Consider the following 15720-nt stretch of genomic DNA (forward strand, 5'->3'; position numbering starts at 1 on the left):
CCCGGTACGGCTTGAGCGACCTGTCCTCATCGGGATCGCGGGCGCGTGGCGGGCGCGCGGAACGCACGTCACGCGTCTGGCCGCTGTACGCGGGGGGCTTCCTCGGCCCCTACGCCGGCACCATGGTCACCCCGATCCTGCACGAGGTGGCCGACGGCCTGGACAGCACGCCCGAGGCGGCCACCGCCGCCGTGACCGCGTACATGATCCCGTTCGCCGCCCTGCTGCTGGTCTCGGGGACCTGGACGGAGCGCTGGGGACGGCGCCGCACCATGCGCGCGTCCCTGGCCGTCTTCGTCCTGGCGTCCGCGCTCTGCGCCCTCGCCCCCACGATCGAGACGTTCCTGGCGGGACGCGTGCTCCAGGGCGCCACGAACGCCTTCACCACCCCGCTCCTGGTCGCCGCGATCAGCGACAGCACGCCCCGTGAACGGCTCGGGCGGGCACTCGGCCTGTTCGCCGCCATGCAGGCCGCGGGCCAGACGTTCAGCCCCCTCGTCAGCGGGGTGTCGGCGGCCGTGGACTGGCGGCTGGCCTTCGTCTTCCCCTCCGCCGTCGCCCTCGCGCTCGCGCTGCTCCCGCCCTCGGAGGCCGCCACCGCCCGCAGGTCCGCCGGCCGGGCGTCCTGGCGCGTCCTGGCCAACCGGCGGCTGGCGACCGCGGCGGCCCTGTCGTTCCTGTGCTACCTGCCCGCGATGGCGCTCACCATCATCGCGATTCTGCGCGCGGACGAGCGGTTCGGGCTCGGCCCGGCCGAACGGGGACTGGTCGGCGCGGGATTCGGCATCGCCGGGCTGGTGTGCGCCACCACGCTCGGCCGCCTCCTCGACCGCCTCGGGCCGCGCCGCCTCGGCCTCGCGATGAACGTCCTCCTGGCCGCCGGTCTCCTGACCGCGGCGCTGGGCCCCACCCTCACGCTCCTGGTATGCGGCGTCGTGCTCACCGGCATCGCCGTACCCGGCTTGCGCAGCACGGTGAACTCGCTCGCCGCCGGCAGCGCCCCGTCCAACCGCGCGGGAGCCACCTCGCTCGCGCTCTCCGCCCAGTTCTTCGGAGGCGCGCTCGCCCCCGTGCTGTGCGTCCCGCTGTACGCCGCCCACGGCGAACCTGCCTTCGCCGCCACCGCCGCCGCCCCGGCCCTGGCCATCCTGCTCCTCCTCAGCGGACGCCTCCTGACCACGGACCGCGGCGCGCCCAGGTGAAGGCCCGCCCGGTGACGTCGGGTGGGGCAACGGGCGTCAGGTGATCCACCCGTCCGCACGGGCCTGGTCCAGGACCTGCTCCGCCTCGCGGCTGTCGAGCATCTCCAGGCCGCGGACCGCCCAGAACCGCAGCGACTCGTCCGGGCTCTCCAGCTGATCGCCGAACACGCCCAGCGCCTGGGCGGACCGGGCCTCGGCGAGGAGTTCCAGCAGCCGGCAGCGCAGGTCCGGGTCGTCGCGCTCCCCCTCGAACTCCGCGATCAGCTCGCCGACGTACCCGTCGGCGTGCTCGCGCAGGAAGTCGAACGCGTCCTCCCGTACCTGCGCGTCACTCTTGCGCATGAGCTGCATGGCCTGATCGAAACGCCGCCGAGACATGCCCCGAGCCTACGGCCGGACACCGACACGCGCCGGGTGATCCAGGGCGGTTCGTTTCATCGCGGGGGGCGACCCCCACACCCCCGAGAAAGACGGTTTACCGGTGCTTCTCGGCGGAATAGTCCGCCTCAGACGCTATCCGGGGGGACTGCTCGTGGCCATCTACCAGTACCGCTGCGCCGAATGCGGGCCGTTCGACGTCGCCCGCCCGATCGGGACCGCCGGGGAAGCGGAGCCCTGCGCCGGCTGCGGCGGCGAGGCTCCCCGCGCCTTCACCGCGCCGCACCTCGCCGGGACGTCCCGCCCGCTCAACCGTGCGCTTGAGGCGCAGGAGGCCAGCGCCGAGGAACCGCGGGTGGTCAAGCGGGACTCCGAGGTCCCGCGCCGGCCCGCGGCACCGCCCGCCGATCCCAGGCACGCGCTGCTGCCTCGCCCGTAAGGCGGTTAAGGCAGTCCGCAAGGCACGCGTTCACATCCACACGCCACTCAGAGCCACACGCAACTCAGAGCCACACGCCACGTACCGGAGGAAGACATGCCCGACGTCGTGTTCAGCGTCGACCAGACGAAGTCGATGCGCGACCAGCAGGTTCCCGGCCACAACCGGTGGCACCCGGACATCCCGCCCGCCGTCACGGTGCGTCCCGGAGCGGAGGTCCGCATCGAGTCGCGGGAATGGATGGACGGGCAGGTCGTCAACGACGACTCGGCCAACGACATCCGCGACCTCAACCTCAACGTCAACCACATGCTGAGCGGCCCGATCGCGGTCGAGGGCGCCGAGCCCGGCGACCTGCTCATCGTCGACGTCCTCGACATCGGGCCCGTCCCGCAGGAGACCGGCCCCGTCGCCGGCCAGGGCTGGGGCTACACCGGGATCTTCGCCCGGGGCAACGGCGGCGGGTTCCTCACCGACTGGTTCCCCGACCCGTGCAAGGCCATCTGGGACTTCCACGGCCAGATGGCGACGTCCCGCCACATCCCCGGCGTCCGCTTCACCGGCATCACGCATCCCGGGCTGTTCGGCACCGCGCCGTCCGCCGGCATGCTGGCGCGCTGGAACGCCCGCGAGCAGGCCCTCATCGACACCGACCCGAACCGGGTACCGCCGCTGGCCCTGCCGCCGGAGCCGCAGGAGGTGCTCGCGGGCACCCTCACCGGCGCCGACCTGGAGCGGGTCGGGCGGGAGGGCGCCCGGACCGTCCCGCCCCGCGAGAACGGCGGCAACCAGGACATCAAGAACTTCAGCCGCGGGGCCCGGGTGTTCATGCCCGTCTACGTCCCCGGCGCGCTGCTGTCCACCGGCGACCTGCACTTCAGCCAGGGCGACGGCGAGATCACGTTCTGCGGCGCGATCGAGATGGGCGGGTTCATCGACGTGCACCTCGACCTGATCAAGGGCGGGATGGAGAAGTACGGGGTGACGACGAACCCCATCTTCATGCCGGGCAACGTCGAACCCCGCTACGACGAGTTCATCTCGTTCATCGGCATCTCGGTCGACCACACGAGCGACCGCAACCACCACCTGGACGCCACGCTGGCCTACCGGAACGCCTGCCTGAACGGCATCGAGTACCTGAAGAAGTTCGGGTACACCGGCGAGCAGGCCTACCTGCTGCTGTGCGCCGCGCCGATCGAGGGACGGCTCAGCGGCGTCGTCGACATCCCCAACGCCTGCTGCACCCTGTACCTGCCGACGGCCGTCTTCGACTTCGACGTCCGCCCGACCACCGAGGGCCCCGTCCGCGTCGACCGCGGCCAGTGCGCAACGGCGTCTTAGACCTGGTCGACCGTGCCCTCTGGTCGACCGTGTCCTCTGGTCGACCGTGTCCTCTGGTCGACCGTGCCTAGAGCTGGTTCCGGGGGATGGTGATCGACCAGTTGCGGGAGTGGACGCGGCGGTCGCTCTCGTAGGCGTCGAGTTCCGCGTGGAGGAGGAAGTCCGTCTCCGTCGAGGTCAGCTTGGTGCGGGTGACCGTCGAGACGTCCCAGTCGCCGCGCGAGAAGGCCATTCTCCATTCGACGTCGCCGAACACGGAGGTGAAGTCGTCGCCGGTCCATCCGTAGGTCTCCACGGCACGGCGGGCGATCTCCATGCCGATGTCGTCGATGCGCACGACGCCGAGATCCTTGACCACGTTCAGCGCGGACTCGTAGTTCGCGAGGTTGCGGGACACCGTCCAGTCCTCCTCGCCGGCCTCCAGCTTGGTGGTGGGGACCGGAGGTGTCCCCTCGGGTTCGCCGAAGTCGCTGACGCGCGGCTCGCCCGGTGCGCCGACCGGGCGGGTCGGCAGTTCGAGGAAGCAGGCCCCGGTGTAGAGCGCCAGGCGGACGGGACGCGGCGGCGGCCAGGCCAGCGGCCAGTACGACGTGGAGACCGACAGGCGGATGCGGTGCCCCGGCGGGAAGGCGTGCGCCATGCCGTTCAGCGTGACGCTGATGTCGTACCGCTGCCCGGGTTCGAGCGGCCGGGGCATCTCGTGGCCCGTGCGGTGGGTGAGGTTGAGCAGCCCGTAGGTGACGCGGGTGGCGCGGCCGTCCGGTGCCACGTCCGACAACCGGACGGCGACCATCGCCTGCGGCCCGGTCACCGCCAGCACCAGCCGCGCGACCGGTGAGCCGAGGATCTCGCACCGCCGGTCGAGGATGTCGCTGTCGAAGACCAGCGACCCGCCGTCCTCCTCGCGCTGGTCGTAGGGCAGGTCCGGGGGCGCGTTGTAGGAGCACCACTTGCCGGCGAACTGCCCCACCGACAGCGGCGATTCGACGGTCAGCTCCTCCTCAGGCACCTCCTCGTCCTCCGCCGCGATGCGGTTGCGTTCCAGCGGATGCCTGCGGATGGGGATGCGGGGCGACGGCCACGACCTCTCACCGACCCACCTGCCGGGACGTTCCTCGTACGCGGTCGAGGGCGGCACGGCCTCCTGCATCCAGATGCGCAGGCTCGGCTCGTCCATCACGCCGTTCTCGATGTCCTTGAGCCAGCGGTCCCACCACCGCACCAGCTCCTGCAGGAAGCCGATCGCCGGACCGGGCTCGCCGAGGTGCGGGTACTTGTGCGACCACGGGCCGATGAGCCCCTGCGTGGGGACCTTCAGGTTGGCGAGGACGCGGAACACCGCGTTGGAGTATCCGTCGGCCCAGCCGCTCACCGCGAGCACCGGGCACTGGACGTCGGAGTAGTTCTCGGCGATCGAGCCATGCTGCCAGTAGGCGTCGCGGTGCTGGTGCCCCAGCCACTGCTCCAGCCACAGCCCGCTGTTCTCCAGACGTTCCTGCCACATGTCGCGCCACTGGTCGCCGACGACCGCCGGGTCCGGCGGGCACGAGGTGTAGGCGAACATCGTGGACGCCCAGGACAGGTTGTCGCTCAGCAGGCAGCCGCCCATGTAGTGGACGTCGTCGCTGTACCGGTCGTCGGTGAAGGACAGCGCGGCGACCGCGTACAGGCTCGGCGGGCGGCGGGCCGCGACCTGCAGCGCGTTGAACCCGCCCCAGGAGATGCCCATCATCCCCGCGCGCCCGCTCGACCAGGGCTGGTCGGCGAGCCAGGCGAGGATCTCCTCGGCGTCGAGCAGTTCGCGTTCCAGGTACTCGTCGGTGAGGACGCCCTCCGAGTCGCCCGTGCCGCGCAGGTCGACGCGCACGCACGCGTAACCGTGACCGGCCATGTACGGGTGCTGGATCGAATCGCGCACGGCCGTGAGATCCCGCTTGCGGTAGGGGATGAACTCCAGGACGGCGGGGACCGGCTCTTCGTCCGAAGCGACCGGCCTCCAGATCCGCGCGGAAAGCCGGACACCGTCCGACATGGGAATCCAGACGTGGTGGTCCTCCCGGACCGCATAGGGCAATGCCGTCACCGTGCGCATCCTTCTCCTTCCCCCGTGTTGCCCCGTGCCGCTCGTCGCCCTACTCGTCGAACTCGAACGGCAGCATTGCCAGACATCGGTCGTACCGGGCCTGCAGTTCCGCCTCGTCGGCGGCGCCCATGAAGACGCGTCCCAGTTCGTAGCTGTAGCTGTCCTGCATGGGCAGGTCGGACAGCCGCTCACCGGCGCTCGCGGCGATCTTCACGATCGTGCCCGGCATCTCCCGCTCGACCGCCGCGATCTCCTCCGCCGAGGGGACGCGCCGGACCAGCCCGTCGGTGAACCGGCGCATGAACCATTTGGCGGCCACGTTGTGCTCCCCGCCGCCGGGAGGGCGCAGTTCCGGGTCGAGCCCCAGCGCCAGGCGGACCATGGCCTGGTGGTTGGGCACGCCGTCGACGTACTCGAACAGGGGGGCGTGCGACTGGGAGTGCCGCGGATTGATCTCCAGGAGGTTGATCGCGTTGTGGTCGCGGTCCCAGAAGAACTCGACGTTGAACGTCGTGGAATCGAGCCCGATGTGCTCGATGACGCGCGCGGTGACGGCGGTCATCCGTTCGATGACCTCGGCGGGCAGCGAGGACGGGTACTGGTAGCGCAGGAAGCTCGACTGGCCGGGGTAGTCGATGGAGTCGATGACGCCGTAGACGTGCGCCTCGCCGCCGAAGCTGCAGCCCTCGACCGTCGCCTGGACGCCCTCGATCGCCTCCTCGGCCATGCACGCCGTGCCGCCGATCTCCGCGATCTCCGGGGGCAGGTCGAGGCGGGCGAGGACGTCCTCGAACGGCTTGCCGATGTGCTCGATCCCCGCACGGATCTCGGCGACGGCGCCTTCGAGCTCGCCGGGGTCCCGGACCAGGAACGCCAGGGCCGAGGACGTCGACTTCACCGGCTTGAGCCACATCGGGTACCGCACGCCCGGCGGCGGCCGTGCCCCGTCGTCCAGGTCGACCAGACCGAACGCGGGGTGCTCGTCGATGACCTCGCGCTGCTCCAGGCGGCTCCAGTACTTGTGCTCGCATTTCACGATGGATTCGAGGCTCGGGCTGCGCAGCCCGTACCGTTCGCAGAGGACGGGCACCATCATCGTGACCGGGAAGTCCCAGAACCCGATGATCGCGTCGATGCGCCCGTCGAAGGCGTCCAGCTGCGTCTCGGCCGCAGTCACCAGCCGGTCGAAGTCGATCTCGCCGTGCTGCAGTTCCTCGATCGACATCAGCGGGTGGAAACGGTACTCCGCAAGGTGGGGCAGTTCGCGGAGCATGCGGAGGTTCAGCTCGTCCAGCCCCAGCACGAACACGTTCTGCGGCACCCGTTCTCCTCCCCTTGCGGCGGCTCCCGGAGGCGTTACCCCATACGGTCTCCTTAAACGGCGAGTCGATCTACTTGGTCATCCCGCGCCGTGACGACGCTTGACTTCAACCGTCCTTGAGGTCTGAGACTGGAGGCATGTCCGAACTCAAGATCGGCACCGGGGTGCCCATGACGCTGGACGGCGCGGACGACCCGGAGCGCCCGGCGGTCCCCGACGCGGCGCGCACCATCGAGGAGCTGGGTTTCGAGTCCCTCTGGGTTCCCGACCTGATCATCGGGGACGGGACGCCCGCCCTGGAGGCCGCCCTGGTCCTGGCCGCCGCGTCGGCCGCCACCGAGCGCATCAACCTGGGCTTCAGCGTTCTCACCGTCCCGCTGCGCCCCGCCGCCTGGATCGCCACTCAGATCGCCACACTCCAGGCACTGTCCGGCGGCCGGCTCCTCCTCGGCGTGGGCTCCGGCGGCTTCCCGGACTCACCTTTCTGGCAGGCGCTGGAAGTTCCCGCCCGGGAGCGGGGCGCCAGGACCGACGCCACGCTCCGCGTGCTGCCCCGGTTGCTGGCCGGAGAACCGACCGACCTCGTCCCGGACGCACCGCCACTGACCCTGGGCCCGACAACACCGATGCCGCCCGTCCTGGTCGGCGGCAACTCCCCGGTCGCGATGCGGCGGGCGGTGGAGTCCGGCGGCTGGTTCCCCTCCTTGATCTCCCCGGACGACCTCCGCCCGGCCGTCGCGCGACTGCGCGAAATGGCGGACGAGCGCGGCGTCCCCGCACCGAGCGTCACCGTGGGCGGGCACCTCATCGTCGGAGCCGACGAGTCGGCTCGCTCCGCCCGCGAATCCTTCGTCCGCAACCTGGTCGATAACCACGGGATGCCGCCGGAGACCGCGGCGAAGGTCCCCATGACGGCGGCGTCCCCCGAGGAACTCGCCGACGTCTTCGCCGCCTACGAGGCCGCAGGCGCCGACCGCATCGTCACCGGCCCGGACAACGGCGACCACAGAACCGGCCTCCGAATGATGATCGAAGCCCGCACCATGCTGGACGGCTAGGTGGCGCGGGCCAGCAGGTGGGCGTCGAGGAAACCCCGCTCCGAGGCCGGGTCGTGGACCAGCCGGGCGAACGTGACGAGCCCCGCCCCCGCCAGCAGATCGGCGAACCGGTCCACCGGCCAGCTGTAGGCGGGCGCCACCTTGTGGTCGAAGCGGACCGGCTCGGGCCCGTCGGTCGCGAAGAACGAGACCAGGAGCAGGCCACCTGACGCCAGCACGCGCACCTGCTCGGCGAGCAGCGCGGGAAGTTCCCCAGGCGGGGTGTGGATCATCGAATAGCGAGACAGGACACCGCCGAGCGCGCCGTCCTCGACCGGCAGCGCCTCCATCCGCGCCTCGTCGAACCGCAGTGCCGGATGGGCCCGCCGGGCGTGCTCGACCATGGCCGGGGAGAGGTCGAGCCCGAAGGCGTCCAGGCCCAGGTCGCGCAGCATGGCCGTCAGATGTCCGGGCCCGCACCCGACGTCGGCCACCCGCACGTTCCCCGTCCCGCGCACCAGCTCGGCGAAGCTGCCGACCATCGCCCGCGCGAACGGCTCCGTCTCCAGCCGATCGGCGAACATCGCCGCGTACAACTCGACGACCCCGTCGTACCCCGCCCTGGTCTCCTCCTGGTACACCACGGGGAGAAGCTACACCCGCCACGCTCGCAGCCGTCCCCAGCCTGACCGCCTGGACCCAACCCCCGCCTCCAGCGACCATCCGGCCCGCCGCCGGAAACCCCAAACACCTGCGCCTGCGCGTCTTCCCGGCCGCCGCGCACCTCCCCCGAGGCGGACGGCGTATCCGCTCCAGCGGGCCCCGCCACTGGCCCTGGACCCGGCCTGATCACACCCGGCCCACGGGAACTCCGCCCACGGCCGTGGCTGGACAACCATCCGGGCGCGCGCGCCGACCACTCGTTCCTCCGCTCGTCATGGCCCGTGACAACCGTCGCGGTCATCGTGGGTTGCTGCTCAAGCCCCGAAGCCAAAGGTCTGCATTGCAAACCTCACCCCTCGCACCTAGAGTGAAGAAGGTCTGTACTGCAAACCGGAGGCCCGATGGTCACCTCGTCCGAGCTCGACCGCCTCGATCGCATCCGCCGATCCACCGCCGAGCACGCCCACCGCCGGGGGCTCTACCTGGCCGCCTGCGGCCTCTTCCTCGGATCCTTCGCCTTCGAGGGCATCCGGGAGAACCACGTCGCCCTCGTCCTGTTCTTCGCCGTTCTGCTCGTGGCTGTGGCCCGCTATTACCGCGGGACCTTCGGCACGGTCACGCCGCGGCGCGACGGTCCCAGGTTCCACGCCTGGCTCATGCTTCCCGCGCTGCTGTTGGGCGTGCTCGTGGTGATCACCGCCGCCAACGTCACCGCGACGCCCGGGCATCACACCGGCGGTCTGATTTTCGCCGTCCTCCTCGCACTGATGGGCAAACCGCCCTGGCACGGTCGCGGACATTACCCGGCCTCGGCCGCGCTGCTCGTGGCCCTGACCCTGGCTCCGCTCGGCGTGCTCACCCCGTCGGGAGAGCATCCCTTCGCCTCGGCCGATCCCCTCTGGCAACTCCTGACCGTCGGCGCTCTGCTCGTCGTCAATGGCCTGCTCGACCACCGCGCCCTGGTCCGCTCGCTTCCGCAACCGGCCGGCGAGGAGGAGTGAGGTGGGCACCCCGTTCGCGGACATGACGGGAATCGACCGGCTGGTCCACGACCCGTCCCGGCTGGCGATCACCAGCGCGCTGTCGGCTTGCGAAAGCGCCGACTTCCTTTACCTCCAACGCATCACCGGCCTGTCCAAAGGCAATCTGTCCAGTCACCTGGCCAAGCTGGAGAAGGGGGGAATCGTCAAGATCGACAAGACCGGCGAACGCCGTCCCCGAACCGTCGTCAGCCTCACCAAGCCCGGCCGCGTCATTGTTACTGAACACTGGAACCGGCTGATAAGCCTGCACGAGGCCGCCCGCACCTGGACCTCCCCCGAGGACTGAACCCCCGAGGCCGGGACCAGCACCGCTTTCTCGACACGACCGCCGCCAGGCGAAGCTCCTCGATGGCCGGCGACCGGTGCATCCGCCGGCCACCGAATTCGGTGCGGAAGGAACCATCAACACGCGCATACCGAATGGGGCGACCTCGGCCCCCAGTGCCTCGGACAGACCTTCGAGCGCGAATTTCGCCCAGCAGCTGCCCGGAGGGTCCCGGGGGGACGGGCCGCCCCGTTGGCTCTTATTGGATCGAGGCTAACGGCGCTCGGGGCGGACGATGTACCAGGCTCCCGCCGGGGTGGTCCACACCAGAAGTCCGGGCCAGAGGTGGTGGAGTTTCCAGCCTGGGCTTTGTTTGAGTCGGTGGTGTCGGCGGCAGAGCGGCGCGAGGTTGCAGCGGCAGGTAATGCCTGGTCCCCAGGGCGTGGTGTGATCGATGTCGCAGCGGTGCGAGGGCTGGTTGCAGGTGGGGAAAACGCAGGTGGCGTGGCGCTCTTGGATTTCGCGCCGAAGGCTGGCCGGGGGCCGGTAGCCGGGCCGTCCATGCCGTTCATCGTCGCCTCGGCAGAGCGCGTCGCGTCGGCGGGCGAGCTGGGCGGCGGTGTGCTGGACAGCGTGGTTGACGGCGGCGGGCAGTTCGGCGGCGGGGGTCCGGTCGCGCAGGTGCGTGAGCCGCCGCGCCGTCATCGCCGCCAACTCCGAGATGGCTGAATCTTCGTCCCGTGAACCGGCATCCGCCGTGTCCGGCTCGAATGCTGCACCGTCACGGGAACGCGGCGTACCGCTCGCCTGGCTGCTACCGGCCTCTGCACTCGCTCCGGCTGGGTCCGGCGTGGTGACCGTGGCGGGCAACGGGGCCGCACCGTCGGGACGCGGCACACCGCTGACCGCATGACCGGCTGCGTGATCGGCGGATGCACTTCCGCGGAGATGTAGCGTCCCGCCGGTTTGCGCATCGGTGGCGGCGGCGGGTTGGGGCGCGGCGTCGCTGGCCTGGGCGAGTACTGCGTGGATGGCTTCGGGCAGCGGGGCGCCGTTGAGCAGTTGGGTGGCCAGGTCGGCGCGGATCAGGTGGAGAGGACGAGTGTCACCGTCGGCCTTGAGGCCGTGCGCGGCGGCGGTGATCTTGTTGTGGATGCCGTGGGCGTCTTCGGCGGCCAGGTCGCACAGGGCGAGGTCGGCGGTACCGGTCGGGTTGTCCCACAGCTCCAGCCGCCGCTGCCGTACCGCTTCCCGCTTGCGTTCTTCGATCGCTTCGGGGGCCAGCCGCTGCGCGATCCGCTTGATGCGACGCCGCAGTTGTCCGGTCGTCTGAGCGGACGCCTTCACCAGGGCCGCCGCCTCCACCCGCCGAGTGACCTGCTCGGGAAGGGTGTCGGTGACGTCACAGATGACACGGGCCTTGGCCATGTCGATGCGTCCGACTTCAAGTGCGTCACCGGTGGCAACCAGCGGGCCTGTGAGTTGTTCGGCCAGGTGGACCAGGGTGGCGGCGGTATTGCCGGTGACGGTCAGCGCGGCAGCGACTTCTTCGGTGACCGATTCGCGCGCCGGTAGGGTCCGGTAGTCGGGGTCGCCCGCCTTTTCGGCGGCGGTGCGGCGCTGGGTGAGTTCGGCGATCGCAGCAAGTTCCCGGGCCTGAGCCCAAGAGGTTTGCCGACGCGCGGCAGCAGCGACCTGGAGGAGTTCATCATCGGTCAGGTCGGCGAGGTGCTGCTTTCCACCAGACAGGCAGATCGCCAACTGCGGGCCGGGCGGAAACCAAGCCCGATCTTCCCATTCACGTGCGCCACCGACGATTTCGGGGCCTTCGACAACTTCGAGGGGCATGGACACCGGGTTCACCTCCCAACGCGATCCTGCACCCTTTCATTGTAGGCGATGATCACGTTAACAACGGCGGACAATCCGGACACGCCACATTTCTATCACCGCATTTTTTCTGCCCGGTGCACTGAGAGAATGGCCGCGAGATCCGGTCACAAGCGTGCACTTCGCGCGCACCATCAGCGGCGCCCCCGACCACCCGCCCGTCCTCGCTGAACGCTTTTCCGCGCGGAGCGCGGCGCTCCACAGAACCCCGCGCCCGCCCCGCAGACGAACACCATTCCCCAGCCGACCACCTCAACCAACGTGACAGCAACCGGCAACAAACATGAGCGAGCGCGTCCACCTTCGGAAGGCCACCTCAGCCGTCCACTCACAGGAACCAATAGAACCGATAAAGGACAACCCTAGCCACACCCGAAGAAGACCGGACGCACCCAACCTCAGTCGGAGGCCACGCTCATCGCCCAAAATTGCGCGTTGGGCCGCACCGAAACAAAGAGCCCCGACCCAGCGAGGATCGAGACTCCAGAAGTTTGCCCGGGAGGTATTCAGCGCTTGAGTTCGGCCACCAACACTGCGAACGTGTCGCGAGCGACGACCAATTTCGGACCATCCGGGTCCTTGGAATCCCGGACGCCGATAGCCCTGGGCAGCTGGGCCAGCTCCACGCAGGCCACGGTCATCCCGCCAGGCAGAGCCAAGAGGATGAAGCAACACGTCTGGCCGGCGTGGGCTCCCGTGTCGAAGGGGATTGCCTGGATGGAGACCTTCGGGTGGTCGGCGATCTCCAGGAGATAGCCGATCTGGTCACGCATGATCTTGGGTGAACCGACCGGGCGACGCGGGACGGGCTCATCCACCAGGACCCACAGCGTGGGTCCGTTCGTCTCGGTGAGCACCGTCTTGCGCTCCATTCGGGTCGCGACGAGGGTCTCGATCTCCTCTTCGGCGTCGCCGGGACGGCCCGCCCGGTGGAGTTCGCGAGCGTAATCCGGCGTCTGGAGCAGGCCCGGAATGCAGAGCCCCAGATCCCGATGATCGTTCTCGATTGGTCCGATCAAGCACCTCGCCTCGCGCGCCGGTTCCTCGCCGAGCAGTTCCGCGAATGGGAGATCGACGACGACCACGTGGCTCGGCTGGTGGTCTGCGAACTCGTCACTAACGCCTACCTGCACGGAGAAGGACCGATCATCGTGCGTGTCCTCCGGGACGGAAACGACGGCCCGGTGACCGTGGAGGTCTGGGATGCCGGTGAGGGGCGGCCGGTGGTCCGGCCGGAGAACTACGCGGCCTCGTCCGGCCGAGGGCTCTTGTTGATGTCTGAACTCGTCCAGGCGTGGGGCGTTCGTCCTCTCTGAACGAAGGAGGCAAGGTCGCGTGGGCGACGCTCCGCTGAACGCGCCCGTCACGCTGTTGCTGCTTCAGCACCTTCTGTTTCCCGAATGGGCGATCACGCGGGACCGGCACGGCATATGGAGGGCCACCGGCCGGGTCACGATCTCGGCGCCTGATGTCGACGGTCTGCTGGACGTGATCAGGATCACGGATCCCGGGACCGTGGAACGCGCCGTCCGCCTCCTCGGCGGTGCATGACCAGGCCCGGGGCTGTGGCGAAGCGGCCCGTGGGTGCGGGAGCATGATCGGCATGTCGCGTTTTCAGAGCAGTGTCGCGCTCGCCCCGGTTCCTCGTCCTCTGATGGACGAGGTCGTCCGCGCCCTCCTGGACGCGCTGGAGGAGCTGCCCTTCACCGATGACGGCCACCTCGAAATCGGAGCGGAGATCGGCGATGTGCGGCTGGTCGAGGGCAAGCATCTCACCGCCGGTGCTCGATACCGGATAGTGCCTCCGGACATGGAGAGCGACGAAGCCGACATCGAGGTGAAGGTGGTGTCGTGGAAGCGGGCCGGTGAATCGCGCATCGAGTTGACGTCCGATGTCGACGGGCATGTCCTCCACGCGCGGTTGGAGTTGCGCATGGTCGGTCAACGGGCGCACACCCTCCGCGCCGCAGGCAGCTACCAAGGGCCGGGGCCAGGGCCGCTTCGCAAGCTTCAGCGCGCGAATTGGGAGGCCGAGGTGCGGTTCGAAGAATGGTGGTCCGTGCTGGGCCAGCGCACCTCGCCCATTTCGCTGCGAGTCAAGCACCCGCTCGCCATCGCGTCCTTCCTCATCGATCGCGGCAAGGACAAGGACGAACGTTGGGCCGTAGAAGGCAGGCTGCGGTCCCGCGGACGCTGGATTGCGCGCCCGGTGGCCGCTATCGCTCTTCTCGCGGTGCGGAGTCGCGTCCGGCGCGCGCTGAGCGATGGTTTCGGGAAGGCGGAGGCCGCCTGGAACGGGTTCATGCCCGACCTGGTGGAGCGCGGGCTGCAGGAGCGCGTCACCCTGCGGCATCAAGTAGAGGTCAAGCCCGTGTCACGTGAATGGGCTGAGGAGTACGTGACGGCACTTCACCAGGCCGTCGAAGGGCTGCGCTTCGAGAAGGGCCGCCTCACGGACACGTCTGCCGACGTTCGGCTCATCGAAGGCGAGCATATTGAGGCCGGGTCGCGCTACCGCTTCTTTCACGAGGCCGAGAACGAGGACGAGAGGGAGCCCGAGTCCCTGGACGTGAGCGTTGCGGCATGGGATCTCGCCGGTCCCAGCCGGGTCGAGTTCAGCGGTACTGGCCAAGGGCCGACGGGATGGGCCGAGATCGACAGCGCACAGAAACCCGCCGTCGTCCGGGGCGCTGTCACTATGTCGATCGAGGAGTTCACGCAGCTCGGGCTGGAGGGCGAGGCGAATCTCGAGCGCTGGTGGGCGGACGTCGGCGGCTCCGGCGGGGACGTTCCGGCGCTCACCGCGACCATCGACCACCGGCTGGGCGAAGGAAGCATCTCGATCGCGGGTTCGCCGGCAGAAGGCGACCGATGGAAGGTGGATGTCACCGTGGCCGTGGAGGGCCGGGACTGGGCGCGTCCGCTGATCGCCGTCGCCGCTCTGGTCGGATTCGCCGCCATCGACGATTCGTTCAAGGACCTGGTCAACGAAACGGCCGAAAATTGGGACGGCGCCATTCCCGGGGCCGTCGAGTCCGAACCCCGGCGCGCAGCGGAAGCCACCCTCCGTAGGGCCATGGACGGGGCCGCAGACGATGGGGCTGCGGACGATGGGGCTGCCGACGATGGGGCCCGGGACGACGTCCGGCCGGATTAGGGTTTCCGTTGTGGACTGGGTGGAGCGGGTTCTGAGCGTCAGGCGCTACTCGCGCAACGGGGAGCGCGCTCCGCACAAGCCGCTGCTGCTGCTCTACGCGCTCGGGCGCTTCCGGAGCGAGGGCCCGCAGGCGATCGAGTTCTCGGCCGCTGAGCAGGATCTGGATCGGCTGCTCCAGGAATTCGGCCCGCCCCGGACGACCAGCCCCGGATATCCCTTCCACCACCTGACCAATGACGACCGCCTTTGGGAGGTCACGACGACTGACGGCGCGGGCAGCCCAGGTCCCAATGTGGGGCCGTTGCGGAGCCTGCATGCCAAGGGACGGTTGCATCCCGCTCTCACCACCGCGCTATTGGAGGAGTCGGCGCTGCTCCCCCAGATCGTGCGGGCCTTGCTGGACGCCAATTTCGCACCGTCGTTGCATGCCGACATCTGCCAGATGGTCGGGCTGGACCTGGAGGACGCCGAACTGCCGTCCCATGTGAGCGACGAGTTCGGTCCTCGCGACCCGGGCTTCCGGCTCGAAGTGCTGGAGGCGTACGAGTACTGCTGCGCCTTCTGCGGTTACGACGGCTGGCTGAGCGGCGTCGCCGTCGGGCTGGATGCCGCGCATGTGCGATGGCGGACGTACGGCGGTCCCGACAGTCTCGGTAACGGGATCTGTTTGTGCGCGCTCCATCATCGGCTTCTCGACAGGGGTGTCGTCGGCCTTACCGGAGACCGCGCGATCACCGTGTCCCGCAAGTACATAGGCCGCGCCGCGACGTCGCGGAGCCTTGTTCTCGACCTGGTCGGGCGGCTCGCGCGGGAGCCGCAGCCAGGACTGGTTCCGGTCGAGCCTGATCACATCGAATGGCATACCAGGCAGGTCTTCCGCAGCCCCGCCCGTGCCGCC

The 15720-nt window shown here is 69.6% G+C and carries 16 protein-coding genes; 10 read left to right on the forward strand and 6 right to left on the reverse strand.

The features are described from left to right. Positions 1 to 11 precede the first annotated feature (11 nt). On the forward strand, positions 12 to 1202 hold the full coding sequence (locus E1285_RS00585) for an MFS transporter (protein ID WP_132146356.1): 1191 nt from the start codon (positions 12 to 14) through the stop codon (positions 1200 to 1202). Positions 1203 to 1238: 36 nt separating this feature from the next. Here the strand turns inward: E1285_RS00585 and E1285_RS00590 are convergent, their stop codons facing one another. Then, complete coding sequence (locus E1285_RS00590; RefSeq protein ID WP_207946318.1) at positions 1239 to 1580, reverse strand: HEAT repeat domain-containing protein; 342 nt, start codon at positions 1578 to 1580, stop codon at positions 1239 to 1241. Positions 1581 to 1734: 154 nt separating this feature from the next. On the opposite strand from E1285_RS00590, the gene E1285_RS00595 reads away from it, so the two are divergent. After that, complete coding sequence (locus E1285_RS00595) at positions 1735 to 2019, forward strand: FmdB family zinc ribbon protein (protein WP_132146359.1); 285 nt, start codon at positions 1735 to 1737, stop codon at positions 2017 to 2019. Between the two features lie 96 nt (positions 2020 to 2115). Further along, a complete protein-coding gene (gene fmdA, locus E1285_RS00600; RefSeq protein ID WP_132146362.1) occupies positions 2116 to 3363 on the forward strand; it encodes a formamidase in 1248 nt (415 codons plus the stop codon). Between the two features lie 67 nt (positions 3364 to 3430). Here the strand turns inward: fmdA and E1285_RS00605 are convergent, their stop codons facing one another. Together E1285_RS00605 and E1285_RS00610 are read right to left on the reverse strand one after the other, a co-directional pair. Beyond that, the gene (locus E1285_RS00605; protein ID WP_132146365.1) at positions 3431 to 5455 is read right to left on the reverse strand and encodes a CocE/NonD family hydrolase; all 2025 of its coding nucleotides are present in this window, start codon (positions 5453 to 5455) and stop codon (positions 3431 to 3433) included. A 40-nt stretch (positions 5456 to 5495) separates the two neighbouring features. Next, entirely contained in the window at positions 5496 to 6767 is a 1272-nt protein-coding gene (locus tag E1285_RS00610; RefSeq protein ID WP_165966404.1) for an ATP-grasp domain-containing protein, read from the reverse strand. A 137-nt stretch (positions 6768 to 6904) separates the two neighbouring features. On the opposite strand from E1285_RS00610, the gene E1285_RS00615 reads away from it, so the two are divergent. Then, on the forward strand, positions 6905 to 7825 hold the full coding sequence (locus E1285_RS00615) for an LLM class flavin-dependent oxidoreductase (RefSeq protein ID WP_132146369.1): 921 nt from the start codon (positions 6905 to 6907) through the stop codon (positions 7823 to 7825). Here the strand turns inward: E1285_RS00615 and E1285_RS00620 are convergent. After that, a complete protein-coding gene (locus E1285_RS00620; protein ID WP_132146435.1) occupies positions 7822 to 8388 on the reverse strand; it encodes a class I SAM-dependent methyltransferase in 567 nt (188 codons plus the stop codon). The two genes, E1285_RS00615 and E1285_RS00620, sit on opposite strands and share 4 nt — an antisense overlap. A 480-nt stretch (positions 8389 to 8868) precedes the next feature. Here E1285_RS00620 and E1285_RS00625 point away from each other — a divergent pair, with 480 nt between their 5' ends. Both E1285_RS00625 and E1285_RS00630 read left to right on the forward strand, forming a co-directional pair. Then, positions 8869 to 9468 carry a hypothetical protein gene (locus tag E1285_RS00625; RefSeq protein ID WP_132146372.1) on the forward strand — a complete coding sequence of 200 codons (600 nt, stop codon included), beginning with the start codon at positions 8869 to 8871 and terminating at the stop codon, positions 9466 to 9468. 1 nt (position 9469) lies between these two features. Then, the gene (locus E1285_RS00630; RefSeq protein ID WP_132146375.1) at positions 9470 to 9796 is read left to right on the forward strand and encodes a transcriptional regulator; all 327 of its coding nucleotides are present in this window, start codon (positions 9470 to 9472) and stop codon (positions 9794 to 9796) included. Between the two features lie 252 nt (positions 9797 to 10048). Here E1285_RS00630 and E1285_RS00640 read toward each other — a convergent pair whose 3' ends face one another. Beyond that, positions 10049 to 11623 (reverse strand): DUF222 domain-containing protein, encoded by a 1575-nt coding sequence (locus tag E1285_RS00640; protein ID WP_243722446.1) that lies wholly within the window; start codon positions 11621 to 11623, stop codon positions 10049 to 10051. A gap of 548 nt (positions 11624 to 12171) precedes the next feature. Beyond that, on the reverse strand, positions 12172 to 12684 hold the full coding sequence (locus tag E1285_RS46410; protein WP_132146381.1) for a DUF397 domain-containing protein: 513 nt from the start codon (positions 12682 to 12684) through the stop codon (positions 12172 to 12174). On the opposite strand from E1285_RS46410, the gene E1285_RS00650 reads away from it, so the two are divergent. From E1285_RS00650 to E1285_RS00665, 4 genes are all read left to right on the forward strand, one after another. Continuing rightward, positions 12658 to 12981: an ATP-binding protein gene (locus E1285_RS00650; protein WP_132146384.1), complete on the forward strand. Its 324-nt coding sequence runs from the start codon at positions 12658 to 12660 to the stop codon at positions 12979 to 12981. The two genes, E1285_RS46410 and E1285_RS00650, sit on opposite strands and share 27 nt — an antisense overlap. A gap of 19 nt (positions 12982 to 13000) precedes the next feature. Continuing rightward, positions 13001 to 13216, forward strand: a complete 216-nt coding sequence (locus tag E1285_RS00655; RefSeq protein WP_132146387.1) for a hypothetical protein — start codon at positions 13001 to 13003, stop codon at positions 13214 to 13216. Between the two features lie 43 nt (positions 13217 to 13259). Further along, positions 13260 to 14822, forward strand: a complete 1563-nt coding sequence (locus E1285_RS00660) for a hypothetical protein (RefSeq protein WP_132146390.1) — start codon at positions 13260 to 13262, stop codon at positions 14820 to 14822. Between the two features lie 10 nt (positions 14823 to 14832). Further along, positions 14833 to 15720, forward strand: an 888-nt coding sequence (locus tag E1285_RS00665) for a phosphorothioated DNA-binding restriction endonuclease (RefSeq protein WP_207946319.1), incomplete at its 3' end; no start/stop codon positions are given.

Source organism: Actinomadura sp. 7K507, assembly GCF_004348425.1.
Taxonomy (GTDB): domain Bacteria; phylum Actinomycetota; class Actinomycetes; order Streptosporangiales; family Streptosporangiaceae; genus Spirillospora.

Bases quoted from the DNA above. Each gene is read 5' to 3' on its own strand.
- E1285_RS00605 (WP_132146365.1), bottom strand. From the start codon at position 5,455: ATGCGCACGGTGACGGCATTGCCCTATGCGGTCCGGGAGGACCACCAC.
- E1285_RS00640 (WP_243722446.1), bottom strand. From the start codon at position 11,623: ATGCCCCTCGAAGTTGTCGAAGGCCCCGAAATCGTCGGTGGCGCACGT.
- fmdA (WP_132146362.1), top strand. From the start codon at position 2,116: ATGCCCGACGTCGTGTTCAGCGTCGACCAGACGAAGTCGATGCGCGAC.
- E1285_RS00650 (WP_132146384.1), top strand. From the start codon at position 12,658: ATGATCGTTCTCGATTGGTCCGATCAAGCACCTCGCCTCGCGCGCCGG.
- E1285_RS00590 (WP_207946318.1), bottom strand. From the start codon at position 1,580: ATGTCTCGGCGGCGTTTCGATCAGGCCATGCAGCTCATGCGCAAGAGT.
- E1285_RS00625 (WP_132146372.1), top strand. From the start codon at position 8,869: ATGGTCACCTCGTCCGAGCTCGACCGCCTCGATCGCATCCGCCGATCC.
- E1285_RS00615 (WP_132146369.1), top strand. From the start codon at position 6,905: ATGTCCGAACTCAAGATCGGCACCGGGGTGCCCATGACGCTGGACGGC.
- E1285_RS00660 (WP_132146390.1), top strand. From the start codon at position 13,260: ATGATCGGCATGTCGCGTTTTCAGAGCAGTGTCGCGCTCGCCCCGGTT.
- E1285_RS00620 (WP_132146435.1), bottom strand. From the start codon at position 8,388: ATGTTCGCCGATCGGCTGGAGACGGAGCCGTTCGCGCGGGCGATGGTC.